The 22,796-nt window shown below is 61.2% G+C and carries 21 protein-coding genes; 12 read left to right on the plus strand and 9 right to left on the minus strand.

Annotated elements, in window-relative coordinates; genetic code table 11:
* From BV106_RS33115 to BV106_RS33125, 3 genes are all read left to right on the plus strand, one after another.
* On the plus strand, window positions 1–468 hold a 468-nt coding region (locus BV106_RS33115; RefSeq protein ID WP_038172175.1), incomplete at its 5' end, for an HlyD family efflux transporter periplasmic adaptor subunit.
* Between the two features lie 25 nt (window positions 469–493).
* A complete protein-coding gene (locus BV106_RS33120) occupies window positions 494–1,414 on the plus strand; it encodes an ABC transporter ATP-binding protein (RefSeq protein WP_038172177.1) in 921 nt (306 codons plus the stop codon).
* A gap of 117 nt (window positions 1,415–1,531) precedes the next feature.
* A complete protein-coding gene (locus BV106_RS33125) occupies window positions 1,532–2,668 on the plus strand; it encodes an ABC transporter permease (RefSeq protein ID WP_038172178.1) in 1,137 nt (378 codons plus the stop codon).
* 75 nt (window positions 2,669–2,743) lie between these two features.
* Here the strand turns inward: BV106_RS33125 and BV106_RS33130 are convergent, their stop codons facing one another.
* Window positions 2,744–2,929 carry a CsbD family protein gene (locus BV106_RS33130; RefSeq protein ID WP_038172179.1) on the minus strand — a complete coding sequence of 62 codons (186 nt, stop codon included), beginning with the start codon at window positions 2,927–2,929 and terminating at the stop codon, window positions 2,744–2,746.
* Between the two features lie 126 nt (window positions 2,930–3,055).
* Between BV106_RS33130 and BV106_RS33135 the strand changes: the two genes are divergently transcribed.
* Entirely contained in the window at window positions 3,056–3,814 is a 759-nt protein-coding gene (locus BV106_RS33135) for a hypothetical protein (RefSeq protein ID WP_038172181.1), read from the plus strand.
* Here the strand turns inward: BV106_RS33135 and BV106_RS33140 are convergent.
* Both BV106_RS33140 and BV106_RS33145 read right to left on the minus strand, forming a co-directional pair.
* The gene (locus tag BV106_RS33140) at window positions 3,720–6,134 is read right to left on the minus strand and encodes an endonuclease/exonuclease/phosphatase family protein (RefSeq protein WP_038172182.1); all 2,415 of its coding nucleotides are present in this window, start codon (window positions 6,132–6,134) and stop codon (window positions 3,720–3,722) included. The two genes, BV106_RS33135 and BV106_RS33140, sit on opposite strands and share 95 nt — an antisense overlap.
* Window positions 6,135–6,174: 40 nt before the next feature.
* Entirely contained in the window at window positions 6,175–7,437 is a 1,263-nt protein-coding gene (locus BV106_RS33145; RefSeq protein ID WP_265596341.1) for a glycosyltransferase, read from the minus strand.
* Between the two features lie 134 nt (window positions 7,438–7,571).
* On the opposite strand from BV106_RS33145, the gene BV106_RS33150 reads away from it, so the two are divergent.
* Complete coding sequence (locus tag BV106_RS33150; protein ID WP_038172186.1) at window positions 7,572–7,991, plus strand: hypothetical protein; 420 nt, start codon at window positions 7,572–7,574, stop codon at window positions 7,989–7,991.
* A 95-nt stretch (window positions 7,992–8,086) separates the two neighbouring features.
* Entirely contained in the window at window positions 8,087–8,506 is a 420-nt protein-coding gene (locus BV106_RS33155; protein WP_038172187.1) for a hypothetical protein, read from the plus strand.
* 20 nt (window positions 8,507–8,526) lie between these two features.
* Here BV106_RS33155 and BV106_RS33160 read toward each other — a convergent pair whose 3' ends face one another.
* Complete coding sequence (locus BV106_RS33160; RefSeq protein ID WP_265596342.1) at window positions 8,527–8,724, minus strand: hypothetical protein; 198 nt, start codon at window positions 8,722–8,724, stop codon at window positions 8,527–8,529.
* A 182-nt stretch (window positions 8,725–8,906) separates the two neighbouring features.
* Here BV106_RS33160 and BV106_RS33165 point away from each other — a divergent pair, with 182 nt between their 5' ends.
* The gene (locus BV106_RS33165) at window positions 8,907–10,007 is read left to right on the plus strand and encodes a response regulator (protein ID WP_038172191.1); all 1,101 of its coding nucleotides are present in this window, start codon (window positions 8,907–8,909) and stop codon (window positions 10,005–10,007) included.
* A gap of 5 nt (window positions 10,008–10,012) precedes the next feature.
* Here the strand turns inward: BV106_RS33165 and BV106_RS39310 are convergent, their stop codons facing one another.
* Window positions 10,013–10,249, minus strand: coding sequence for a hypothetical protein (locus BV106_RS39310; RefSeq protein WP_081892540.1), 237 nt, complete (start codon window positions 10,247–10,249; stop codon window positions 10,013–10,015).
* Window positions 10,250–10,449: 200 nt separating this feature from the next.
* On the opposite strand from BV106_RS39310, the gene BV106_RS33170 reads away from it, so the two are divergent.
* Entirely contained in the window at window positions 10,450–12,168 is a 1,719-nt protein-coding gene (locus BV106_RS33170; protein ID WP_038172193.1) for a 4-alpha-glucanotransferase, read from the plus strand.
* A gap of 47 nt (window positions 12,169–12,215) precedes the next feature.
* Here BV106_RS33170 and BV106_RS33175 read toward each other — a convergent pair whose 3' ends face one another.
* Window positions 12,216–13,199 carry a L,D-transpeptidase family protein gene (locus BV106_RS33175; RefSeq protein WP_038172194.1) on the minus strand — a complete coding sequence of 328 codons (984 nt, stop codon included), beginning with the start codon at window positions 13,197–13,199 and terminating at the stop codon, window positions 12,216–12,218.
* 152 nt (window positions 13,200–13,351) lie between these two features.
* Here BV106_RS33175 and glgX point away from each other — a divergent pair, with 152 nt between their 5' ends.
* From glgX to BV106_RS33195, 4 genes are all read left to right on the plus strand, one after another.
* Entirely contained in the window at window positions 13,352–15,484 is a 2,133-nt protein-coding gene (gene glgX, locus BV106_RS33180; RefSeq protein WP_038172196.1) for a glycogen debranching protein GlgX, read from the plus strand.
* A 93-nt stretch (window positions 15,485–15,577) separates the two neighbouring features.
* Window positions 15,578–17,125, plus strand: coding sequence for a glucan biosynthesis protein (locus BV106_RS33185; RefSeq protein WP_051946821.1), 1,548 nt, complete (start codon window positions 15,578–15,580; stop codon window positions 17,123–17,125).
* An 82-nt stretch (window positions 17,126–17,207) separates the two neighbouring features.
* Window positions 17,208–19,385 carry a histidine kinase gene (locus BV106_RS33190; RefSeq protein ID WP_081892542.1) on the plus strand — a complete coding sequence of 726 codons (2,178 nt, stop codon included), beginning with the start codon at window positions 17,208–17,210 and terminating at the stop codon, window positions 19,383–19,385.
* Complete coding sequence (locus tag BV106_RS33195) at window positions 19,382–20,038, plus strand: response regulator transcription factor (protein WP_038172201.1); 657 nt, start codon at window positions 19,382–19,384, stop codon at window positions 20,036–20,038. The genes BV106_RS33190 and BV106_RS33195 overlap by 4 nt, the downstream gene beginning before the upstream one ends.
* Window positions 20,039–20,042: 4 nt before the next feature.
* Here the strand turns inward: BV106_RS33195 and BV106_RS33200 are convergent, their stop codons facing one another.
* The 3 genes from BV106_RS33200 to BV106_RS33210 form a co-directional block, all read right to left on the minus strand.
* Window positions 20,043–20,807: a PEP-CTERM sorting domain-containing protein gene (locus BV106_RS33200; protein ID WP_038172202.1), complete on the minus strand. Its 765-nt coding sequence runs from the start codon at window positions 20,805–20,807 to the stop codon at window positions 20,043–20,045.
* An 83-nt stretch (window positions 20,808–20,890) separates the two neighbouring features.
* Window positions 20,891–21,475: an HD domain-containing protein gene (locus tag BV106_RS33205; RefSeq protein WP_038172204.1), complete on the minus strand. Its 585-nt coding sequence runs from the start codon at window positions 21,473–21,475 to the stop codon at window positions 20,891–20,893.
* Window positions 21,476–21,661: 186 nt separating this feature from the next.
* A complete protein-coding gene (locus BV106_RS33210; protein ID WP_265596343.1) occupies window positions 21,662–22,672 on the minus strand; it encodes an SGNH/GDSL hydrolase family protein in 1,011 nt (336 codons plus the stop codon).
* Window positions 22,673–22,796: the final 124 nt, after the last annotated feature.

Here is a 22,796-nt window from a genome sequence, read left to right on the forward strand (position 1 = left end):
GTGGCCAAGCTGGGAGGACGCCCGGATGCCATCGCCGCCGCACAGTCCGGGGTGAAGGCAGCCCGCGACCAGCTCGCCGGAGCAGAGTGGCGGTTAAAGGAAAAATCCCAGGCGTCCCCGGCTACCGGCCGGGTGGAAGACACCCTCTATGAAGCCGGGGAATGGATCCCTGCAGGCACACCGGTGGTGACACTGCTGCCACCGGAGAACGTGAAAATCCGCTTCTACGTGCCGGAGACCCGGCTGGCCCGACTCGCCAAAGGTTCCAGCGTGGAGATCCGCATGGATGGCGCGACATCTGTGCAGGCAACCGTCAGCTTCGTTTCCAACCAGGCGGAGTACACGCCCCCGGTCATCTACAGCCGGGAGATCCGTGAAAAGCTGGTCTTCCTCTGTGAGGCCCGCCCCAAGCCTGAGGATGCCGCAAAGCTGCACCCCGGCCAGCCGGTGGAAGTGCATCTCCGTTAGGAAACAACTACCCATCAATGCGACCATGAGCGCTGTGATCGATGTACGACACCTCACCAAGGCCTTCGACGGCCGGAAGGTGGTGGATGACTTTTCCATCCGGGTGGAGGGAGGCCGCATTCACGGCTTCCTGGGCCCCAACGGCAGCGGGAAGACGACAACCATCCGCATGCTGTGCGGACTGCTGACCCCGGACGCCGGTGAAGGCACCTGTCTGGACTTCGACATCCGCACCCAGACGGCCGAGATCAAAAAGCACGTGGGCTACATGACGCAGAAGTTCAGCCTCTACGAGGATCTGAGCATCTCAGAGAACCTCGACTTCATCGCCCGCATCTACGCCGTGCCGCGGAGAAAAGAGGTGGTGGCAAAGACCCTGGAGCGTCTGGGCCTGGCCACCCGCAGCCGGCAGCTTGCCGGGTCCCTCTCCGGAGGGTGGAAGCAGCGCCTGGCGCTCGCCGCCTGTTTGCTCCACGAACCCAAACTGCTCCTGTTGGACGAGCCCACCGCCGGCGTGGACCCCAAGGCACGACGAGACTTTTGGGAGAACATCCACCAACTCGCCGCGGAAGGCATGACGGTGCTGGTCAGCACCCACTACATGGACGAAGCCGAGCAATGCCATGAACTGGTGTACATGGCCTATGGCAGAAAGGTGGTGGAAGGCACCGCCGGAGAGGTGGTGGATCGCTCCGGCCTGGACATCTGGGAGGTGACCGGCCCCGACCTTCCCAAGCTCTCCCGCGAACTCAGGCAACTCTCTGAGGTGGAGATGGTGGTGCCCTTCGGCCTCACCCTTCACGTGAGCGGACGCAACCACGGAGCCCTGGAAAAGGCACTCGCCCCCTTCGGCCAGCGTTCGGGCCTGACGGTACATCGCATCAAGCCGGGCCTGGAGGACGTGTTCATCAGCCTGATGGACAAGAGCGTCGATAATTTTGGTTAGGCGTTAGATGTTAAAGGTTAGACGTCAGCACACACCAAAATTCCACGTCCAGCCATCCTCAAGTCTCCCACCTCTTAACTCTTAACTTCTACCCTCTAACCCATAACTCTCCCCCCCATGAGCCACCGCTTCTCCCTCGCACGAGTCCGGGCCGTTCTCATCAAAGAGTTCATCCAAGTCCGCCGGGACCGGCTCACCTTTGCGATGATGATCGGGGTGCCGCTCCTGCAACTGCTGCTCTTTGGGTATGCCATCAACTCTGATCCCAAACAACTGCCCACCGCAGTGGTCTGTGCGGATCCCGGCCCCTTTGCGCGGAGCATCGTCAGCGCCTTGGAAACGTCGGCCTACTTTGCAGTGACTCACAAGCCCGCGAGCGAGGCAGAGGGTGATCAGTTGCTGGCGCTGGGCGAGGTGCAGTTCCTCGTGGTGATTCCCGCAGGGTTCGACCGCAGCCTGCAGCGCGGGGAACGGCCGAACATCCTTGTGGCGGCGGATGCGACCGACCCCTCCGCCACCGGAAATGCGCTCAGCGTCATCAGCACCCTGGGGCGCCAGTCCATCAACCGGGAGTTGAGCGGCCCTCTGGCATCACTGAAGACCAATGAGGACCCGTTTGAGGTGCGGGTGCAACGCCGTTACAACCCCGAGGGTCTGACAAGTTATAACATCGTACCCGGCCTCATGGGTGTGATCCTCACCATGACCATGATCATGATGACCGCCCTTTCCGTCACCCGGGAGCGGGAGAAGGGCACCATGGAGAATCTGCTGGCCACTCCTGCCCGCCCGCTGGAGGTCATGGTGGGCAAGATCATCCCCTATGTGGTCATCGGCTACGTGCAAGTGGGCGTGATCCTGATCGCTGCCAAGGTGTTGTTTGAGGTGCCCATGCTAGGCTCACTCGCCCTGCTGGCCGGTGCAGCAGGCCTCTTTATCGTCGCCTGCCTGGCCGTGGGTTTTACTTTCTCCACCCTGGCGAAGAGTCAGCTGCAGGCCATGCAGATGACCATGTTCTTCTTCCTGCCGAACATCCTCCTCTCCGGGTTCATGTTCCCCTTTCGTGGGATGCCCGAGTGGGCACAGTATGTTGGCAGCGTCTTTCCCCTCACCCACTTTCTCCGGATCGTCCGCGGCATCCTGCTCAAGGACAACACCATGTATGAAGTCCTGCCCCACGTCTGGCCCATCCTTGCCTTTGTGCTGGTCGTCTCCGGCCTGGCGCTCAAGCGGTACAAGATGACGCTGGATTGACCAGGAGACAAAAGAAGAGCCCGGCTGCAACCGAAGTCACAGCCGGGCGAGGATCTCGCATGACAGAGGCGGAAATCAAAGGTCCGCAATGAACTTGCGGACTTCGTCCTTGCTTCTGCCAAGTCGTTTTTGAAGTCGGCCCAGAAGTTCGTCTTCTTTGCCTTCTTCAAACTTGAGGTCGTCGTCTGTCAGCTGACCATATTTCTGTTTCAGCTTGCCTTTGACCTCGTTCCAAGTGCCTTTCATTTGTAGCGTTGTCATGCCTCTGATTCGGGACATGCCCGCAAGGTGGTTGTCTCATCATTTTCGTCCCGGGCAAGTCCGCAGCAACCGCCTCCGCACATCCACGCGATGGATGATTGAAGGGTGCAACCTTTGCCTGCCATCATGCCGACGCCCGACTCCAATCCCACTCCCAAGGATCATCGCGAGCCAGGCACTTCTCTGCGGCAACCTATCGCAGGCTGGTGGGAGAGACTTCGTCGCATCAGAATCACTCCACAGCAGTGGCGACTGGCAGCCTTTCTGGTTGCCCTGTTGTTGTTGCTCTCCTGGGGATACCGGCAGATCGATGTGGCCGCGCTGCACGACCGGGCAGCCCACATCAGCGGGCCGGTGGTGTTCGTCCTCATGACCGTGCTACCTCTGCTGGGGTTTCCCGTGAGCGTGCTTCACGCCGTGGCGGGCGTGCGCTTCGGACTGGGGTGGGGATTTCTCCTGGTGGCGATTTCCATCCTGCTACAGTTGCTCGCCGCGCATCGCATCGTCGGCCTGGCACCACACTTCTTTGCCCGCCGGTTGAATGCCCTGCGCCGTCGTCTGCCGGATGCAGCGCACCAGCCTCTTACCATCTTCACCATGCTGCTGCCAGGAGCTCCCTACTCGGCGCAGATCTACGTGCTGCCTCTGGTGGGAGTGCCGCTGAATGTGTACCTGGCATGGAGTCTGCCCATCAATGTCGCCCGCAGCATTGTGGGCATCGCATTTGGCGAGTTCAGCGACCGGCTGACGCCGCTAACAGTCAGCCTGTTCCTGCTCTATGGTGTGACCATCATGGTGCTTTCGGCGTGGTCGTTTCAACGGCTTCGGAAGCAGATAGCCGCAGGTCGGCCACCAGCGGAAGGTGATCCGACGCCACCCGCGTGACCTGAGTGCGAGGCACACGCAGCTTCTCCACAGTGAAGTGCGAGGAAACGAAGACGTGATCCAGTCGAATGAAGGGCTGTAGAGAGCTGAAGGTGTTCACCGGACGCCACCCCTTCGTGATCCGTTGCACGTCCCGCAGAGTAGTGAGGGCCAGCTTGTAGCCCGGGCTGCCCACGCCAAAGTTGAAGTCTCCACAAAGGACGACCGGCTCCTTCTCCACAACCGGGCCGAGCCAGTGCGGCCCAAGCAAGGCCAGCATCTGGGCAACCCGCTCCCTGCTGCTGAGCCCCAAGTGGGTGGCCACCATGTTGACCACCTGTCCCTCCAACTTCGTCCGCACCCAGATCGCGGAGCGTGGCTCCGGCCACCAGTTTCCCGGATCAGCCGGCAGCAGACCCGTCTTCACCACCTCTACCGGGCGGCGGCTGAGCAATGCGTGGCCATAGCGCTCCGCTGCTCGGGTGACCGTGGGGCAAAACACCACCTCGTACCCCGTGAGCTCCGCCACCCGGGTGGCCTGGTCCTCGCCGCGAGATCGTGACCGCCCATGCTCCAGCTCCTGCACCGCCACGAGGTCCGGAGAGTAGTGATTGATCACCCGGGCGATGCGCCGGGGTGAGACGCGCCCATCCATGCCAATACAGCTATGCGCGTTGTAGCTCATCACCCGGAGCACAGGCCCCTCGCCAGCATCCGTGTGCGGTTCGAGGTCATTATCACGCCCCAGGAGATGCAGGGCCGCTGCCCGGAGCCGGTCGGGGCGGACAAAGCCGCTTCCTCCCACAAGCCCACGAGTGGCAGGCGGCACGAGCAAGAAGCCCTGTGTCTCCTCCGGCCCTGCCCCAGCATGAGATCCCCTCTCCGCGGCGAAGGTCCAGCTCCGGTCCTGAGGTCCCCACCCCAGCAGCACGAGATCGCCTGCGTTGGGATTGTTGCAGAAGGTGACCAGATCCTTTGCCAGCACCTCCCTCATGCCCTCTGGGTGCCGGTTGAACAATTCCGCCGCCCCGTCTGGAACTGAAGCCTCACCACCCGCATGATACCAGGTGATGCGGCCATCCTCCTGTTTCATCAAAACTCCCGGCACCTGTTTTTCCTGAACCAACTGCCTGGCCAGTCGGGTGCGATCATCCACTGCCAAGGGCCTGTTGAAGTAGACGTGCCCCACCGGCCCCACTGCAGCGACAGAGAAGCCCCGCCTCATTTCGCCCTCGGGCACAGCAGTATCTTGATGAGACCTTTGCTTCTGGGCCTGTGTATTGCAGGAGGGATTGGACGTCACCGCGGCTTCACTCTTGCGTGCCGTGGGAGGATCCACCCCCAGGCAGTCGGCGATGACCGCCTCGATGCCACCTTCCACTTCTGTGGCAAAGGAGCGCGATCTCTCCTGACCGTGATCGGAGAAGATCCACACTTGATAGTCCCGTCGACGCGAACGATGCGCGGCGCGATAGAGGTTCTTGATGGCGCGGTCGATCCCCTTGAGCGACCAGTGCGCGAAGTGGGAGCCCGGACCGCGGCGATGGGCCAGTTCGTCGTAGCCCAGAAAGTTGAGATGCACGACGGGAAGACCGCGGGTGACGTCCACCTTCCCGCCAATCGTCACCACTTCACGCAGGCCGATGCCGATGAAGGTGCGAGACAGGACCATGGACATCTCCCGGCCCCAGCCCTGCCCTCTGATCACCCCCATGAGGGCCAGAGGCACCGCGATCACCACCTCCAGGAGCAGCAATCCCACGATGCGCAACACCGCAGGGATGTTCAGCACGGCGAACACCAGCATGTTGCGAAACTTCCCCGACCGCCACATGTCTCCCAGCCCATTGCTCGCCGCGCAGAAGTGGCTCTCCTCCAGATCAGCACCTCCGGAGTAGATGTTAGACCACGAACTTCCGCCTTTCAGCAGGCCCTCGGCGCGCGCCTGAAATTCGGCCTCGAACTTCTTGGCCCACTCTGAGTAGAACATCATGCCGGTCTCTCCACTGGACCGGTCCCGGAAGCTGAAGGCCGGCACCCCGGCGTGCACGCCGTAGTAGAGCTCTGCCTGCACCGCCGGTGTGGTGCTGGGCAGGCCGGAGTAGAAGGTGGTCAGGTGATGCTCACTGCGATCCACCAGCTTCTTAAGGAAGGGCATGCGCCCCTTTTTCATCGCTGCTTCCAGCTGATGACGGGCCAGACCATCGATCTGGATCAGCAGGAGCCCCGGCTCCTCCCCGGTGTCATCTGACGCCTTCAGTCCCAGATGGCGGATGGCCCACTCGCTGCGGCTCACGCGACGGCGGAGCCGATGGAAGAAAGATTCAATACGGTCAAACATCTTGAAGGGAGTTTATCGTCACGCTGCACGCGTCATTTCCTCATACCAGCAACGCGCTGACCACGGCATCTGTCCTCTCCGCCAGGAGACGCCACTCCACGCCAAGCCGTTCCACCACGGTGCCCCAGGGACTTTGCTCGATTTCCTGGCGCTGCTGTCTCGTCCCGTTTCTGATCTCCGCGTAGAAGTCCAGCGCCATCTCCGCGCACCGTTCCTTTGAGAACGCCTTGGCCGTCTGCCGGGCCGCTATCGCACAGGCATCGCGCATGCCCGGATCCTGGTGCAAACGTTGGAGCGCATGGGAGAATCTCCGCACCCCCGCTGACTCTGGAAGCTGGATGCCATTTACCCCGTCTTTCAAGACCTCCCTGGCACCCGGCGCATCCAGGGCCACTACAGGCAGACCTGCGGCCATGGCCTCCGCCAGCACCAACCCCTGGGTCTCGCTCATGGAGGCGAAGGCAAACACATCCATGGCATGGTAAGCAGCCGTCAGCGGGGGGCCCGTGAGCTTGCCTGCCAGGTGGAGGCGGTCGGCCACGCCCTGCCGCGTGAGCGACGCCAGCACCGTATCCTCGGCAGGCCCGCTGCCCACCACCAGGAACCTCGCACCAGGGGTATTCTTGAGAAACAAGCCCACTGCGTCAGCCAGGTATTTGAGATTCTTTTCCGCAGCGAGACGGCCCAGGTGACCCACGACGAAAGCATCGTCCGGGATCTTGAGTTTTTTCCTCATTCCCCGGCCGTCACCGGAGGAGAAGGCCTTGATGTCAATGCCGGTGGGCACCACCTTGATGGGAGACAACACCCCGCGCTCCTTGATCATGGCAGCGATGCTCTCACTCGGAGCAATCACACCGTCACAGAGATTGGCAAACTGGGTGGACAGATTGATCGCCACTTCGCGGAAGGCAGGGGAGTCGAACGGGACATAGTGCGTGTAGTCCTCGTACCGCGTGTGGTGGGTGAAGACCACCGGCACATTCTTGCTCGCCCCCACCCTCAGGGCCGTGGCGCCCAACAGGAACGGGTGATGCGCATGGATGATGTCCGCATGAAAGGTGTCCAGCCGCTCATTCAGAGCTCCTGCCATGGGCAGACAGACGGAGAAGTCACTGCCATTGAAGTTCTGGATGGCCGCGACCCTTTCCACGTAGGACTCCAGTTTTTTTGCGGGCGGTTTCCCCTCGAACGTAGGGGCCACCACCAGCACCTTGTGGCGCTGTTTTCTGTATTCCTCCGCAAAGGTGCTCACCGAGCGGGCCACCCCACCCACATGGGGCAGGTAGGTGTTGGTCATCATGCAGATATTCATGTGATGTCTTATCTGCGTATCGCATCTGACCGCCTGTCACGTGGCTTTTCCGTTACCAAGCACAAGTTGATACCCGCAGCAGAAGAGGCACCTCCGTAGCTCCGAAAAACCCACCCTCCTTCATGACTCTGTGCACCACCCTCATCCCGTCCGCGCCGCCGCCCTCATCATCGAAACGATCCCCCCTCCCCTTCCTGTTCACCGGCGGGCAGCTTCCCGTCTGGGTCGGCGGCTACATTCCCTCTGGCAAATCTTTTGGGTCCCTGCTCGTAGGGGTGTGGGAACGCAAGGGACTGCGCTACATCGGCTGCCTGCAGAAGGACTGGAGCGAGCGTGAGAAGGCGGAGATCCTGGCTCAGATCGAGGAGATTCCGCTCAAGCGCTGCCCCTTCCACAACCTGGAGACTGAGACTGCCCTTTTCCCCAAAGGCACCACTCCACACTGGCTCTTCCCCTCGCTCAAGCTGACCGTCACGGCGGAGGATCTGACGCCGGCCGGCCCTCACCACCAGGCCGACCTCGGCCCGGTCCTGGTGGCCTGATACCCTGTCTTCTCATCGGGCGTTGAATTCCCTCCATCCATGAGTGGAGCAGCGCCCGATTCAGTGGGGGTATCCTAATTCACATCCTCACGGCCATGAAAACTGATTTTGACGAGTTCAAAGCGGCGTTCGATTCCTACCTCGACATCTGTGAAGAGCCTGTGGAAGGCATCCTGTTCCTCCGGTACGAGGACCTGGAGGCAGCCAGCCATCTTCACACTGTGCAGGATGAGGGATTCACCCCAGTGGTAGCCCTTCAGGATCACATTGACACCCTGACAGACTGCCAGAACTACGCGGTGGAGCATGGCGTAACGTCCACCTACATCTTCTTCAAATCGCACTCCTACCAGCAGTGGCTGGACGCTCGGGAGTGGGTGGACAGCCCGGCCCATCGCGCCCAATGGGCTCAGGATCAGGTGGATGTGGAAATCGTCCCCCACGCCTCCCGCGGTATCATCTGGTTCTACAGCACTGGGGTGCCCATCCGCCAGCTCGTGGACGTGCTAGAGTAGGGATCCGCTGCTCACCCGGATCAGTGGGAGGCCTCGCCCTGATCCGTGGGATTGGGCTGGCCTGTCGCCTTCATCTCCTCGTACGCCTTTTCCCGGTCCTGGCCTGTCACGGTCTCGCGGCCGTCGCGTTTGGCGATTTCCACCGCGCGCAGTTCCAGCTTGTCCGCACTGGCGGGCTGGGGCGGATCTTCTTGGGTCACAGGAGGTTTCGTATTCATGGGATGCGGGCTTTCCTCAGGCATCGGCTCGCGCCACCAGCCCGGTCGCATTAAGGGGATCATCCTTAGTTGTCCAATCTGTCACCTGTAGACCGGTCCACTGCTGGAGGCGCGGGGTTGGTTTCTGAATAGCACTCTCATTTGCCTACGATCACCCACCGGACACTTTGCGATAAACGATCATGCAGGTTTTGTCTTCAGGCGTGGCGATTAGCGGTTTGGTACTGGTGGTGGATGATCAGGTCCGGAACCGCCAGATGGTGACCAATCTGCTCACGCATCGTGGATTTGAGGTCATTACCGCCACTGGAGGTCGGGAGGCCCTGAACTGCCTAGCGGCCAAGATCCCTGACCTCATCCTCTTGGATGTGATCATGCCAGAGATGGACGGCTTTGAAGTGTGCCGCCAAATCAAGAGCAACCGGGCCACGAGTCATGTCCCCGTGGTGTTTCTTTCCGGCAGCGCGGATCAGTCCTCCATCGTGCGGGGGTTTGAAACAGGTGGAGTGGACTACATCGCCAAGCCCTTCAACAAAGCCGAGCTGCTTGCCCGCGTCCTCACCCACGTGCAGCTGGTACAAACACAACGCCGTCATGAGGCGCAATTGCTGGAGCACAACCGCACACTGGGCATGATTGCAGAGGAGTGGCATCAGCCTCTTCAGCACATTGCCCTGCTGACAAAAAAGATCGCTGAACTCCACCGCCCGGGGGAGACCTCGCTGGCCATGGAGGCCAATGCGCAAGTTGAATCCATGCTCACCTCTGTGGAGCGCTTTCTGCACAAGCAATCGCAGGAACAGGCAGGTCTTCGCGACTTTCCTGCCATCACGGAACAAATCACCTCGAACCTGGAGACACTGGCCGGCCGCTGGTACCTTACGGCCAAGCGCAAGTGTGTAGACATGCGCATCACCAGCCCTTCACAAGAGCCACTGGTGGCGGCCTCACCCTTCGCTGTGAGGCAGATCGTGGATGCTGTCCTTTCCAATGCCATCCATCACACCCCGAGAGATGGCATGATCCTGGTGACCATCAGTCGCAGCAATGGTGATGTTCTTTTCCAGGTGGAGGACCAAGGTTCAGGCTTCCCCGAAGATTATTTAAACGAACCCTTTCATCCCTACGTGCGACATGCCCAGACCAGTACCCCGGCTCTGGGACTAGGGCTGGCTGCGGCCAAGCGCACAGCCGACCGCATCGGTGCCACCCTCTCCATCAGCAATCCGGCCCAAGGTGGAGCGCGGGCCACCGTGTCCTTCAAGGATCACGCCAGCCACTAGGGCGATCACACCCGGTCCTTCAGGCCCTGCTCACCTGCGTGTTTCGCGCAGTGGGCACAGCAGTAGATTCCTCCGTCCGATTCAAGGCCGTGCCCCACAATTCGACAGCCACAGTGGCTGCACTGGGGCGCGAGCGCATGAATAGCACATTCAAAGCTGTCAAAAGTGTGGCTTTCACCAGCAATGACGACTTCAAAGGCTTTGTCATAGACATTCCCACAGGTTTCACAGGCAGCAGACATTGGTCCTCCTTTTTTAAAAGGGTTCTGGCAACAGGGGCAGTCCGGCCGTTTCCATTGAACGGGGGGTGTTCATGTCACGGAGTGGCAAAGCGCGAAGGTGGCCTCCCGCCCGAACCCTTTGGTCAGGCCGCCTGCCTCAAGCTTCCTTAGTCCCGTGGACAGGTCGGCTGCCGCTGTTGCCAAACCCCACCTTCTGGAAAATGTCCGCCCCCACCTTCAACAAGAATCTCGCGGGACTCCTCGTGCCCGTCTTCGCCTTGCGTCACGCCAATGACTTCGGCATCGGTGACACGCTCGCCATGAAAGAAGCCGTGACCTTCTGCAAGGAGAACCGCTTCGCCGTGCTGCAGACCCTGCCCATTCATGAGACGATCGGCGACCACAGTCCGTACAATCCCATCTCATCGCGGGCCCTCTCGCCAGCCTTGCTGGACCTGTCTCCTGCGAGTGTACCGGGATTGACGGAAGGCGTGCTCACCCACTTCGCCCCCGGAGCCTGGCTCTCCCAGCTCCGCGAGGGCACGGTGAAACACCACACTGTGCAGCTCCTGAAGCTGCACATCCTCCTCGCAGCGTTTCATCGCTTCAAATCGGCTCAGGCAGAGACTCCCGATCTCTGGCATGAGTTCGAGGAATTTCAAAAGGATGCAGCCGACTGGCTGCCTGCCTATACTCTGTACCGCCTCCTCATCCGCGAGTATGAGGGCAATCCGAACTGGACCCAATGGCGGCCTGAGCACCACGGGGTGGAGGCCGCGGAGGGCTGGTTCGAGTCTCATCCTGAGCGCCGCTATCTCACCGAGCTGCGCCAGGGCTTTGCCTACGTGCAGTGGGTGGCCTGGCGTCAGTGGCAGGAGGTGCGTCGCCATGCGGATGAGTGCGGCGTGATGCTCATGGGGGAGATGTCCTTTGGCGTCTCGAAATCCAGCGTGGATGTCTGGGCCAGTCCTGAACTGTTTGACGCAGACTGGAACATGGGCACCCGGCCCATCGTGTATTTTGACACCAACAAAGACTCCGAACGCTGGGGGCAGAACTGGGGCCTTCCGCCCTACCGGTGGGAGAACCACCGCTCCAGTGGCTTTGCCTGGCTGCGCGGCCGCATTGCCTCAGAGAGGCAGTTCTTCCACATCTGCCGGCTCGATCACCTGAGAGGTTATTTCCGCGCCTACATGTTCCCCTGGGGAGGCGGGGCCCGGCACACGGAGTTCGCCACGTTGACTGATGAGGAGGTGCTGCGCCGTACCGGAGGGCGCATGCCCCGGTTCGTCCCCGGCCCGGATGAAGATCCCGTGAGCGCCAGCATGAACGAGCTGCAAGGTCACGAGATCATCTCCGTGATGAAGGAGGCAGCGGGGGACATGTATCTCATCGCCGAGATCATGGGCAACATGCCGGACTACATGCGGCGCACGCTGGATGACCTGGGCGTGGCCAATCTCGTCTTCCCCCAACTGGAGCGCACCGACGAACGCACCCTCCTGCCTCCCACCACCTACCGGCGCCCCAGCCTGGGGGCCTACGCCAATCACGATCACGCCCCGCTCGCCTCGCTGTACTTGCACCTGCTGGCCGGCGCCAAGGCAGACCTCCAAGGCGATGCCGCCAAGGACCTTGCCAACCTCCTGGGCTTCGCCGGATGGTCCGCCCCTGCGCCGGACATGCTGAATGATGAGCTCCTCCTCGCACTGCAGGAAGCCCTCTTCAAAACCCCCTGCGACCTCACCGTGCTCATGAGCAGCGACTTGCTCGGCACGCCTCAACGATTCAACCTGCCCGGCAGCTACGGCACCGAGACCTGGAACGAACGGCTGGACCACCCACTCTCCACTTGCGTCAATCACCCCGTCTTTGGCCCCCGCATCGCCAGAGTCCGCGAGTTGATTCAACGAACCCACCGCGTGCCGGATCCAGGTTGAAACCCGAGCCCTGTTAACTCTTAACCCCTAACCCATAACTCCCCCCACTACCTCACTTCCACCTTCACTCCGGCTTTGACCAGACCGGCAAGGCGAAGCACATCCCAGTTGGCGAGACGGATGCATCCATGGCTTTCTGACCTCCCAATCGAGTCGGGGGCCTTGGTGCCGTGGATGCCCAGCCCTTTGCGATCCAGCTCAATCCAGATCACGCCGACGTCGTTATTGGGCCCGGGTGGGATCATGAGAAACTTGCCGCTGCGCTCCCCCTCCTTGAGCATCTTCTCATCGCGGCGAAACTTGGGAAAGCGCTCCATGCCCTTGATCGTCCACGTTCCGGTGGGCGTCCCAGTCTCCGTGGATCCAATCGTCACGGGAAACGCCGCGGCAATCTTATCTCCTTGCACCACCTCCAGCATGTTGTTGCTGCTGAGAATTCGCACCAGCGTTTTCTCCTCCCCCTGCGGCATGGCGTGGCCGGGCGCGACCGTTTTCACCGTATTGACGTCGAAGGGCTCCACCTTGGGTACCAGCACCTCATCACCTACTTTGAGAGCATCAGCCTTGCCTCCGTTTAGCTGGCGGAAGAATTTCTCGTCGCAGTGGAACTTCTCGGCCACCGCCTCGGCCAGGTGGGCATACGGCAGCCACTCCCGCCCCGCCTGATCCTCCGGCTTCTCCGGGACCTCGCCTACCAAGGAGGCATCCTCCTTGGTCACGACATACTCCGTGAGAGCCTGGGATCCCTCTGGACCCGCCGCCGGGGCGGACGCATCCACCTTGAGCTCCTGCTCAGGCACGGGGCCATGGGCTTTCTCATAGAGCTCCCTGGCAGTCCGCGTGAACTGGCCATCTTTGCCGTCGATTTTTCCAGGACCATAGCCCGCTCGATCCAGAAAGACCTGCAATCGAAGCATGGACTCCACCTCCGGCGTGAACTTGATCTCCGGCTCCTCGGCGAGGGAGCCAGTCCATACACCGAAGGCGAGGAACGCAGTCCCCGTGAGTAAGATACAGGGCAGTCGTTTCATGTCCCCGAATCGCGGCACCGAGTGGCACCGGTTGGAGAAGCATCGTCCCCTACCTACACCCGCGAAAATGTTCACCCCGCGTTTTCTGCCAACCGCACGCGAGGATTGCTCCGATAGCCCTGTACAAGGCCCCCATCGGCCGATCTCTCCCTATGTCCTTTACTCGAGCTCCCCTCCGTCCTGGTCGCCCCTTCCCACTCGGTGCCACCGCCGCGCTGGACGGCACCAACTTTGCCGTGTACTCCGCCCATGCCACCCGCGTGGAACTCTGCCTCTTCGACGGGCCCAAGCTTCAGCGGGAGACGCGCATTACCCTGCCAGAATGCACCGATCATGTCTGGCACGGTTTCGTGCCCGGGATCAAAGCCGGCCAAGTTTACGGGTACAGAGTCCACGGCCCCTATGAACCGGAGCACGGTCATCGGTTCAATCCCCAAAAGGTGCTGCTGGATCCCTACGCCAAAGCCATCGGCCGCCCGCTGGTGCGCTGGGGTCCCTCTCTCTTTGGCTACCGCCCCGGGGCGGCTCGGGAGGACTTGAGCATCGACCGGAAAAACTCCGCCCACCTGGCCCCTCTGGGCATGGTGATGGACACCCGGTTTGACTGGGGCGGCGACGAACCACCGCGTGTGCCCTGGCGGGAAACGGTGATCTATGAGGCGCATGTGAAAGGTTTTACCAAGAACCTGAGTGCCCTTCCAGAACACCTCCGTGGCACCTACGCCGGGCTCGCTTCTGATCAGGCCATCCGGTTTCTGAAAGACCTGGGGATCACCACGGTGGAACTGCTGCCGGTGCATCACCACTTGGACGACGCCTTCCTACTGGAGAACGGGCGCACGAACTACTGGGGTTACAACACGCTCTCGTTTTTTGCCTTTGAGCCGGAATACGCTGCATCCCGTGATCCTCATGAAGCCATGCGCGAATTCAAAGGCATGGTGAAACGCCTGCACCAGGCGGGGCTGGAGGTGATTCTGGACGTGGTGTACAACCATACTGCAGAAGGCAGCCAGCGCGGCCCCACCCTCTCCCTGCGCGGGCTGGACAACGCCTCGTACTACCGGCTCTCACCCACCTCCGCCCGCTACTGCGAGGACTTCACCGGCTGCGGCAACACCGTCAATACCATGAACCCAGCCGGGCTCCGGCTCGTGATGGACAGCCTGCGCTACTGGGTGACGGAGATGCATGTGGACGGCTTCCGCTTTGACCTCGCCAGTGCCCTGGCCCGGGAGGCGCACGGCTGGGACAAGTACGGCTCTTTCTTCGATGCCGTCGGGCAGGATCCCGTGCTCAGCCAGGTCAAGCTCATCGCCGAACCCTGGGACATCGGCATGGGCGGCTACCAGGTGGGCAACTACCCCACAGGCTGGTCCGAATGGAACGGCCGCTACCGCGACCAGATCCGCCGTTTCTGGAAGGGGGTGGATGTCGCCAATGACGCCGCCTTCCGCTTCAGCGGCAGCGCAGACCTGTACAACCACAGCGGCAGGAATCCCCAGGCCAGCATCAATTTCATCACCGCCCACGATGGCTTCTGCCTGCGGGATCTGGTGAGCTACAATGACAAGCACAATGATCGCAATGGCGAGGAGAACCGGGACGGTGCCAACGACAACGAGAGCTGGAACTGCGGCCATGAGGGGGACCCAGCGCCCCCGGAAGTGGACGCACTCAGGAAACAACAAGCAAAGAACTTCATCGCCACCCTCTTCCTCTCGCAGGGAGCTCCCATGCTGGTGGCCGGGGATGAACGCTGGCACACCCAGCAGGGCAACAACAACACCTACTGCCAGGACAATGAGCTGACCTGGCTGTCCTGGGACTGGCAGTCCGATGCCGTGGAGATGCGGGACTTCACCCGCAGTGTCATCGCCTTGCGCCGTGAAGAAGCGGTCCTCTCCCGCAAGTATTTCCTCACCGGCAAGTCCCACGGCCCTGACCTGCCGAAGGACGTCATCTGGTGGAACCCGGAAGGCAGGGAGATGGAAGGCCGGGACTGGGAGGCGGGATTCACGAGGTGCTTCGGCATGCTCCTGCCCGGATCCGCTCTGCAACTGAAAAGCGAAGACGGCACCCCGCAAAAGAGCAACACCGTGCTCGTGCTGATCAACGGGCACTATGAAGATCTCGCGATGGTGTTGCCCGCCACCGACGGCCCCGGTGACTGGACCTTCCGCCTCACTACCTGTGACCGGGTACCCAAGGAGAACCTCATGAGCGGAGCAGAAATTAATTTGCCCGCACGGAGCCTGACGGTGTTCACTTCAGCGCCTGAATAATAAGCGCGAGGGGTCTGCGGCATCGCTACGTGAATTCGTAAGCCGAGGCAGGTGAGGCCCTGGCAGGCTGCACTATGCTTTGCGCTACGGATCATGATGCCCAGACCTGCTCGCCCGCTTCTTCTCCTGCTGCTGCTCACCAGTGCCCGGCTTACCGCTGACGATCTGGAGCCGACGAATCGTTTCTATGCCGAAGAAGCTGCACGTCTGGCGGCGCTGCCCTATGCCCCTGGATTCCAGCCTCCCACCGCCTTTGCCAGGAACCTGAACTACGATGCTCTCAGAAACATCCGGATCCAGCGTCAGCATTGTCTCTTCAATGAGTCGGCGGGCAACCTCCGCGTTGAGCCCCGACTCGCTGGCAGCTTCAACAGCAAGGGCATCCAGCTCAACCTCCTTCAAGACGGATTGTCCCATCCCGTCCCTTTCAAGGCCAGTTTCTTCAAGTTTCCTCAAGACATCACCACTCCGGGAGAAAACGACCTGCCAGGCTACGGAGGGTTTCGTGTTCTTGGTCCCACTAACACCGGCGGACCGGTCTATGAACAATTCACCTTTGGAGGAGCCAGCTACTTCCGGGGCCACCCGGACACGCTCAACTACGGATTGAGCGCCCGCGGCCTCATCTTGAGAAAGTCCGGCAAAGAGGAGTTCCCTTTGTTTGAGCGCTTCGCGTTCGAAGAACCCGCCCCCCAGAGCTCGCAACTCGTGTGGCATGCATTGCTCAACAGCCCCTCCACCACCGGTGCCTTCCGGTTTCATTCCACTCCCGGCAGCCCCGCCATCATGGAAGTGCATGCGGACATCTTTCTCCGCGCCGGCCTCCGTTGGGATGATGTGGGCATCGGCCTCGCGGGTTTCTCCTCCATGTTCTGGTTCAGCCCGGCCAGCGCGCGCCGTACCGCAGATTTTCGCGAGCGCGTGCACGACTCTGACGGTCTGGCCGTGGCCACCACTTCCGGGGAGCACTTCTGGCGGGTCCTGACCAACCCCGCCAAGCTGCGCCACTCCAGTTTTCCTATCCAGGGTTTGAGCGGCTTTGGGCTGATCCAGCGTGAGCGATCCTTCGCCGCGTATGAGGATGAAGTCGCCCGCTATGAGCGACGCACTTCCGCGTGGGTCATTCCTCTCAAGGGGATGACTTCGGGCCGGATTAAGCTGCTCGAGATTCCCACTGCCAACGAGTACAACGACAACATCGTGGCCTTCTTCGAGCCCGAGACCCCGCCTGCTCCCGGCGAGCCCTTGCGCATCGCCTACCGGCTCATGTGGTGCGATGACGTTCCGGCCGACACCGGCAGCCCGCCCGCCCGCATCGTCCAGACCCGCGTGGGACAGCTTCCCGACAAATCAGGCATCACGTTGCTCACCGTCGATTTTGCTTCGGCATCAATCGATCCTCTTCCCATCCCTGAAATCCAAATGCCCAGCGGGCTGAAAAAACAGTTCGCCTATCTCAAGCCCCTTCCGGACGGCAAAACCACGCGTCTCCACCTCGGCGTCCTTCCTGAAGACAGCGGTACCGACGCCAACCAGAACGGCAACACCGGCGAGATCCGCGTCAGACTGGTTCGCGAGGGAAAACCGGTCAGTGAGACATGGATCTATCCATGGAGCGGAGTCCCCCGCCCCGCACCATAGACTGCCCGGACAACTGGTCAGAAAGAACAGTGTCACCTCACCTGGTTCAGGCTAGAATGATGCGGAGTTGCTCCATCGCTCCATGTCAGAAACTTGCTTCACCCTTCCTCGTCTGAGAGGAGTCATCCGGACCGTTCGCACGTGGTGTGGAACGATTGTCGCCACGCTGGGGTGTATGGCCGCCACAGACATCGCAAGAGCCGCGCCTTTGTCGTTCAAAGAGGCTGTGGCAACCTACGAGCCTGCTGATGAAACGGGGCGCATTGGCGAGACCATTGATGGCATCCTCAGTGCAGACAACGGCTGGGATCTCCGCGGCGGCCAGCATCGTCCGCAGGGCGCGCTCTTCATTCTGGACAAGCCCGTCACCGCCTCCATCTACCAAGTGCAGCTGTCCTCCCTCGCCGCCATCTCCGGGGCCCATCCGGCCTGCTTCTCGGCAAGCGTGACCACGGACTCCGCGCCCACCATGAACTCCCGATGGACGCCGCTCATCCCCAAGACAGCCTTTCTCAATGACTTCAGCCAGGTCAGGCAGGGGGGCATCGAGTTTCAGGGCGGGCGCATCATCATCCGCCCGCATCCCAGCCCCACCGTGCTGACCTTCCGCGCCACGGCCCCGGTCGGCAACGTCACGGCATTCAATCTGCGTTTGTTTCCTTATACCAGTGATGGCGCACCGGGCCGTCCGGCCAGTCTGGGATGCGATGCGCAAGGCAGCCTGGTCCTGACTGAGTTCCACGTCGAGGCAGATCCACTGCGCTCCACGAACATCGCCATTGGCCGGGTCGCGACCTGCTCCGGTCCCATCGTCGGCTACCTGCCTGCCTGGTATCTCACGGATGGTTTCGACAGTACCTTCACTCATCCGGAAAACCCGGAGGGACGGCCCTTCCACTTCGATTTCGATCTGGGCAGGCACATGGATCTGGATCATATCGTCATTCGTAGTCGCGGCGACGGGCGACGGCCTGACCGGTTGAGCCGCTACCGGATGCAAGTTCTTCAGGAGGGCTCCAAGAACCCGGCATGGGAGGCCTCTCTACGCTCGGATGGCTCAAATCCAGGCGTGGGCGGCAGCGACGTCGTCCGGAATCACGACGGCAAAGGAACCTTCGGCGGCAGACACCTCCGCATTCTCAACCAGACCGGACAGGCGGACTCACCCCAGATCGCAGAGGTGGAGATCTACCCCGCGTTGCGTCCTGTGCTCTCCGACTGGTTCGAGGATGCAACACCCGTCTCCGGCGGCACAGAACTGGAGGTCTCGGCGCGGAGCCGCCGCATCGCCTTTACCGTGCAGACCTCCGCCGTCCCCACAGTGAGAGACCTCATCACCTACCGATGGAAAGTGGTGGGCCAGGGCGACTCCTGGCAGATGGTCGATTCCTCGGGCAAGGCGGTCATCAGCCCCATTCCAGTTGAAGGGCACTACCGCCTCGTCGTCCAGGCACGCCACACCGACGGCCGATGGGATGAGTCGGAGGCAAACGTCTCCCTCTCCATCATACCGCCCTGGTGGCGTCGGCCTGGCCGTGTGCTCGCACTCCTGACTGCCTTCATCGGCCTCGTGGGAGCCACCTGTTGGGCGGTTTCAGTCCGGCGCATCAAGACGGAATTGGGTCTCGCCCGGCAGCGGGCCGCGCTTAATCAGGAGCGGCTGCGCATTTCCCGGGACATGCACGATGATGTGGGAGCCCGACTCACGGGACTGGCCCTGCTCGCAGACCGGTGCCAGAAGACGGGCTCCCCCGAGGCACTGCAGCGGCTGGCCACGGAAGCTCGCGCATCCGTCGCGGCGCTGGATGAGATCGTCTGGTCCGTGAATCCGCGCCACGACACCATCGGCAGCCTCGTGGAGCATCTTGAAGACCACGCCCTGAGCTATCTTCAGACCGCCGGGATCAATTGCCTCCTGGAGGTGGACGTACCCTGGCCGGAACACTCCCTCGGGCTCCAGGAACGGCATCTTCTGCTCATGGCGTCCAAGGAAGCCTTGCAGAACGCAGTCAAACACGCCCACGCGGACACCGTAACGTTCACCTGTCAGCAGACCGCCCGTCTCCTGACCCTTCAGTTCGCGGACAACGGGCAGGGCCTGTCATCTGGCGTTGTTTCCGGAACCAAAGGGGACGGCGTGGAAAACATGCACCAGCGGTTGCGCGAGGCAGGTGGCTCCTGTGAAATCCAGACTGCCGCGTCCGGAGGCACCGCCGTCACCTTCCTCCTCCCCCTGCCACCACAACCACCTTCAACATGACCATCACCGTCAGCCTTGTGGAGGACAACCCGCTGCTCGCCAGCGAGCTCCAGCAGCTTGTTGCCGGGGCTCCGGACATGGTCTGCCTCGATGTCTATGCCACCGTGGCCGCCGCCCTGGAGGGGCTGCCAGCTCGCAAGCCTGAGATCCTCCTCGTGGACCTGCGCCTGCCGGACCATAGCGGGGTGGATCTCATTGCCGCCGTCAGCGAACGCCTCCCGGATGTCCAGTGCGTGGTCCTCACCATGTATGAAGAGAGCGACCTCATCTTCAGCGCCCTCCAGGCAGGGGCTTGTGGTTATCTCCTGAAACGCACGCCCCCGGAGGAGCTGCTCCAGGCCATTCGTCAGGTCCAGGCGGGAGGTTCCGTCATCACCCCAAAGATTGCCCGCCGTATTCTGGAGATCTTCCCCAGGCTGACCCGCGCTCAACCAGAACCCGCGACACCTCCCATGGAGCAGCTCAGTGACCGGGAACTGTCGGTGTTAAAACTGCTCGTTAGCGGCCGTGCCCGCAAACAGATCGTGGACGATCTCGCCCTCAACGTTCATACCCTCGACTACACCATCCGCTCCATCTACCGCAAGCTTCGGGTCAACTGCCTGGCTGCCGCGATCTCTGTGGCAGTGAAGGGCAAGATCGTGAAGCCGTGAGCCTCTACGAACTGACCTTGTTGCGCACAGCTGGCCTCCGACGGCGCAGTCCTACGGAAACAACTCCCAGGGAGGCAAGCAGTGCCTGCGAAGGCTCAGGCACGGCACGGATCTGAAAACCGTTGAGCTGAGTGGAGTCTGTCGCCCCCGCGTTGTGACTGCCCAGGAGGTTGAAGATCTGGGTCGCCGCGTCAGCAGTGAAGGTTCCAATGACGTACTGTCCCAGTCCGCCTGCCACATTCTGCACATTGAGGTCCAGCACCGCCGTCGTTCCTGCAGTGATATCCAGCGTCCGGCCCGAGGTGCCTCCGCCCCGCGAGTCGTTGACCCAGAATTGCACCAGATAGCTTTGTCCGATGGTCAGCCCGCTCAGGTTGAGCGTCTCCAGCGTAGCCCCATCCGTGTACCTGCCGGAACTGACCAGGGCCTGATAACCCGCGCTCAGCGCACTGTATGGTGCCGCCGCATTGCCGAACACCGACCCTGGGTTCAGATTCAGCGTGTCAGTGAGTCCTGGGATCGTGGCCGTGTTGTTGTAAGCCGCGAAGGTCACCCCATTGACCGTTGTTGCCGTGGCGGCCCCAATATTTGCCGCGAGAATGACACTGCCAGTGGTGCTGACATCCGCATCCCCGGAAATGGACTGCGGGCTCGACCACAGCACGGTAGCTCCCGGCAGCGCGGAAGTGCCGGCCGCTGCCAGGAGCAGCACGGCGAGCCATGTGAAGATCTTCTTGTTCATCATCTTGAGGGCGTGGAGGCTCCTCATGCGAGGTCCTCCAAACGCTCAAAATGTCAGGGCTGCCCGCCCTGCTTCAACATCTTCACTTTACGAGAGCTCGTAAGCCCAGCTCACGGCTTCACCTGCCGGATGGTGTTCGCCAGCATCTGCCGCGCCACCCGAAGATTCGCCGGCTGGGGAGAGCGTCTCATGGCTTCCAGGAACATCTCGGCCTTCTCAATCGTCTGCTTCAGCTTGGGTGAGTGGAACCGGGCAATGAGGTTATCCATCAGATCGGCCACTTTCACCGCCACAGCCACGTCTGAACCATGCAGCACCTGGACGACGTAGTCCGCCTCAGACATGTCTTCCGGGCGGGTGAGCGCCTGGACCGCCAGGGAAACACTGGTGCCAAAGACCGCCTCAATCAATCCGGGATCGGTGGGGGTCTTTTCCAAGACATCATGCAAGAGGGCCACCACAGAGTACTCGGGAGCATCCAGCAACAGGACGTTGTGCACGATGTTGGCCACGCGATAGGCGTGATCCGCCTCGGGCTCCTCAGGGTCGCTGCGGCGGAAACCCTCGAGATGGCGATTGGCAAAAGAAGCCGCCTGCAGCACATCGGAGTCAGTGGAGTCGAGATAGAGGAATTGCGCCATGCCCACCACCGGATGGGCGTGGGCTCGAAGGGGCATGCTGGAAAGGAGGGTCATGACTTAAATGGGGTTTCGGGAGCGTGATCGCACCTGATGGCACGCACACTCTCGCTTGGCCGGAAATCGCGTGCCACCCCACAATTGGGTGCAGTTGTTTCATCAGAATCCGCCCAGCCCACCCTGAACGAGGCATCATCCATCCCAGCCCCAAATTCCCCCCGCCCTTTTCGCAGATTCAGTCACTCATTTTGGGCTTGAAAACGGCGCTCCGGGCCTGTTTGGCCGCCAACCGGACCACTCCGAGGCAAGCCGACTGGAGAATTCAGCCGCACCCAGTGGATTGGGATGAAGATGGTCCGCAAACTTGTCAGCTGTCAGCCAGTCATCAGCATACTCAATTCTGCAATCGAACGCGGCCAACTTCCTTTCCAAATGCTGGCAATAGGTGCCCCATTCGGCAGTGTCGTACCTGCCTTTTCGATGTTCTGGAGACACTGGCAGCGCCACGATGCGGATGTTCTTTCCCGCAGCCATAACTTCAGAGAACAAGGCGACCAGCACAGGAGCAATTTCCGCATTCCCCGCCACCGCATCCGAGCAACGCTTTTTGAAGGTGTCGGAATCGGGAACGGCTACCAACGAAAAATCTCTCACGCGTCCAAATTTGTTGTACGCCTCCGGCGGCATTCCCAGTCCGCCGGTTTTTCGCCTCAACAACTCCACCTTTCCCCAATATGCGCCCCTCTCCACATACAGAGGAACGCGAGCCAGAACGGAAAACATCTTTTGATCAAACCAGCTGTCACTCAAATAGGGCGCCGCCAGATCAGGTTCATACAGGAAGGCCACCGTGCGGTTGCCGATAATCTTTGATACCGGACACTGCGTCGGGTCCGTCAGAGCATGGTCGAAGAACCCAAAGATCACGGTCTTGCACTCTGGCTGCAGGTGCAAGATCTGTCGACCGATCAGGTAGTGCTCCACACTAGCACTTCCGCCAAATCCGGCATTGAAGGCGTGGATATTTTCTCCATTCTTCAATCTCCACGAGTCTTCAAACGCCTTGGCGTCAAAGACGGCGGCCACCACAGAGTTTCCCAGCATCGTCACCTGCGACTCGGAGTGCGAGGCGATATCCCGAAGATGAGACTTGGGCAGTGAGTTGCTCGAGACGCGCGCGACAACCACGTTAAGCAGGACGACCGCCAGCAACGCAAGCGTACACAACTTAAAAAGCACTCGACGGGAAACCATGATCAGAAATCGATGTAGATAAATCGGGATCCCTGGCCCGAAAACAAGATGATTAGCCCGATCAGAAGCAGCCACCAAACCCCTAGCAACCAAGTGACTGTGCCCGAGGGCAATGGCTGCGGAG

It is taken from the genome of Verrucomicrobium sp. BvORR106, assembly GCF_000739655.1.
In the GTDB taxonomy this organism is placed as follows: domain Bacteria; phylum Verrucomicrobiota; class Verrucomicrobiia; order Verrucomicrobiales; family Verrucomicrobiaceae; genus Verrucomicrobium.

Coding starts and splice junctions, on each gene's coding strand:
- BV106_RS33120 (WP_038172177.1), top strand. CDS start 494: ATGAGCGCTGTGATCGATGTACGACACCTCACCAAGGCCTTCGACGGC.
- BV106_RS33125 (WP_038172178.1), top strand. CDS start 1,532: ATGAGCCACCGCTTCTCCCTCGCACGAGTCCGGGCCGTTCTCATCAAA.
- BV106_RS33130 (WP_038172179.1), bottom strand. CDS start 2,929: ATGACAACGCTACAAATGAAAGGCACTTGGAACGAGGTCAAAGGCAAG.
- BV106_RS33135 (WP_038172181.1), top strand. CDS start 3,056: ATGCCGACGCCCGACTCCAATCCCACTCCCAAGGATCATCGCGAGCCA.
- BV106_RS33140 (WP_038172182.1), bottom strand. CDS start 6,134: ATGTTTGACCGTATTGAATCTTTCTTCCATCGGCTCCGCCGTCGCGTG.
- BV106_RS33145 (WP_265596341.1), bottom strand. CDS start 7,437: ATGATGACCAACACCTACCTGCCCCATGTGGGTGGGGTGGCCCGCTCG.
- BV106_RS33150 (WP_038172186.1), top strand. CDS start 7,572: ATGACTCTGTGCACCACCCTCATCCCGTCCGCGCCGCCGCCCTCATCA.
- BV106_RS33155 (WP_038172187.1), top strand. CDS start 8,087: ATGAAAACTGATTTTGACGAGTTCAAAGCGGCGTTCGATTCCTACCTC.
- BV106_RS33160 (WP_265596342.1), bottom strand. CDS start 8,724: ATGAATACGAAACCTCCTGTGACCCAAGAAGATCCGCCCCAGCCCGCC.
- BV106_RS33165 (WP_038172191.1), top strand. CDS start 8,907: ATGCAGGTTTTGTCTTCAGGCGTGGCGATTAGCGGTTTGGTACTGGTG.
- BV106_RS39310 (WP_081892540.1), bottom strand. CDS start 10,249: ATGTCTGCTGCCTGTGAAACCTGTGGGAATGTCTATGACAAAGCCTTT.
- BV106_RS33170 (WP_038172193.1), top strand. CDS start 10,450: ATGTCCGCCCCCACCTTCAACAAGAATCTCGCGGGACTCCTCGTGCCC.
- BV106_RS33175 (WP_038172194.1), bottom strand. CDS start 13,199: ATGAAACGACTGCCCTGTATCTTACTCACGGGGACTGCGTTCCTCGCC.
- glgX (WP_038172196.1), top strand. CDS start 13,352: ATGTCCTTTACTCGAGCTCCCCTCCGTCCTGGTCGCCCCTTCCCACTC.
- BV106_RS33185 (WP_051946821.1), top strand. CDS start 15,578: ATGATGCCCAGACCTGCTCGCCCGCTTCTTCTCCTGCTGCTGCTCACC.
- BV106_RS33190 (WP_081892542.1), top strand. CDS start 17,208: ATGTCAGAAACTTGCTTCACCCTTCCTCGTCTGAGAGGAGTCATCCGG.
- BV106_RS33195 (WP_038172201.1), top strand. CDS start 19,382: ATGACCATCACCGTCAGCCTTGTGGAGGACAACCCGCTGCTCGCCAGC.
- BV106_RS33200 (WP_038172202.1), bottom strand. CDS start 20,807: ATGAGGAGCCTCCACGCCCTCAAGATGATGAACAAGAAGATCTTCACA.
- BV106_RS33205 (WP_038172204.1), bottom strand. CDS start 21,475: ATGACCCTCCTTTCCAGCATGCCCCTTCGAGCCCACGCCCATCCGGTG.
- BV106_RS33210 (WP_265596343.1), bottom strand. CDS start 22,672: ATGGTTTCCCGTCGAGTGCTTTTTAAGTTGTGTACGCTTGCGTTGCTG.